This window comes from Vibrio sp. D173a (assembly GCF_030248475.1).
In genome coordinates this window covers 1-1,446 of the sequence record NZ_JAHGAH010000939.1, presented here as the reverse complement: position 1 = coordinate 1,446, position 1,446 = coordinate 1, and the positions used below count along the sequence as shown (strand labels likewise).

The 1,446-nt window shown below is 45.6% G+C and carries 2 protein-coding genes; one reads left to right on the top strand and one right to left on the bottom strand.

Translation table 11 applies throughout. From position 1 onward, the window contains the following. Window positions 1-797: alpha/beta fold hydrolase (locus KIV40_RS30415; RefSeq protein ID WP_285352993.1), on the bottom strand; the 797-nt coding region annotated here is incomplete at its 3' end. 80 nt (window positions 798-877) lie between these two features. On the opposite strand from KIV40_RS30415, the gene rhtB reads away from it, so the two are divergent. Further along, the coding region (rhtB, locus tag KIV40_RS30410) for a homoserine/homoserine lactone efflux protein (RefSeq protein WP_285352992.1) at window positions 878-1,446 on the top strand (569 nt) is incomplete at its 3' end.

The following is a 1,446-nucleotide window of genomic DNA, read 5'->3' as shown; positions in this document are numbered from 1 at the left end:
AACAAAAGGGGAATCTTAATCTGACGAGTGTGCTGAATCGCTTGTTTGGCGGCCATTAATCCCTGCCATACCCAGCGCGTACTTGGCCCACCTACCTGAATCTCAGGGTTATCTTGATACAGCCCACGAAACCATTGATAGCGAACTTGGCTGTGACTGAGTAAATTGTTCTCAAACGGTTTGGAGTAATACGCCTTATGACCCGGTGCATAGGTGGGTTTAGCGTATAACCCAGTTAGCACTTGCGCGACAAACATTGCAATAGGCTTGAGGTACCACTCGGTATTGACGCCAAACATAGGGGCACACAGTACGACCTTCTCAAAGCGGTGATCTGGGGTGGTCTGCAAGTAGCGCGTCGCAATGGTGCTGCCCATCGAGTGAGCCAGTAGATAGCGATGCGCATACTTGTCGAGCGGGAAGTGTTGGAGTATCTCTCGCATATCTCGCACATAATCATCAAACTCATGAATATGACCGATGTCAGAGTCTTGGACACTGCGCTGTGAACGCCCTTGACCTTGATGATCAAAAGAGTAAATGTCATAACCTTGGTGATAGAGATCGTAAAATAGCTCTTGGTATTTTTCACAGCATTCTATACGCCCGTTAGAGAGCACAATCGCTTTGCTATGCTGTGGTGAGGTAAAGCTACACCAGTAGAGTTTTTTCTTGCTCGATGAGGTGACATAACCTTCATTTCGTTGTTGCCAAAAGGCAGAGATCGGGTGTTTAATCGCTTCCTCAAATTGAGGCTCTTGAGTGAAATAAGAAGGTGCGGCATCGCTAATTGCCATGAGAAGTTACCTGAAAGATGCTGATGAGCGCTTTTATCGCTATTGATGTTATTAGATTAAAGTACTGCTAAGGAAATGCAATGGATACTCATGTTTGGCTCGCTTATGTCGTGACGGCAATTCTGTTTAGTTTAGCGCCTGGGTCAGGTACGGTGAACTCAATCAGTAACGGTTTAAGTTATGGTACACGCAAATCACTCGCCTCTATCGCTGGCCTACAAATTGGTTTGGCGTTTCATATCTTACTGGTGGGTGCGGGTATTGGTGCGCTGGTGGCTCAATCTGCGTTCGCGTTTACGCTGATTAAATGGGTTGGTGTGGTTTACTTGATCTGGTTAGGTATTCAAAAGTGGCGTGATACATCCAGCATGGTTGCAACCGATGACGGTACATCATTGTCGAGCTTTAGACTTTTACGCAATGCAGTATTGATTAACCTAACAAACCCGAAATCTATCGTCTTTTTGGTGGCCTTGTTCCCTCAGTTTATCGATCCAACACAGCCTCAAGCACCGCAACTACTGGTCTTAGGTGTTACCACGGTATTCATTGATAGCGTTGTTATGTTGGGTTATACGTCATTGGCATCACAAATGGGACGTTTTATTCGCTCTGATCGCGTAATGGGTAAGATAAATAAGATTTTTGG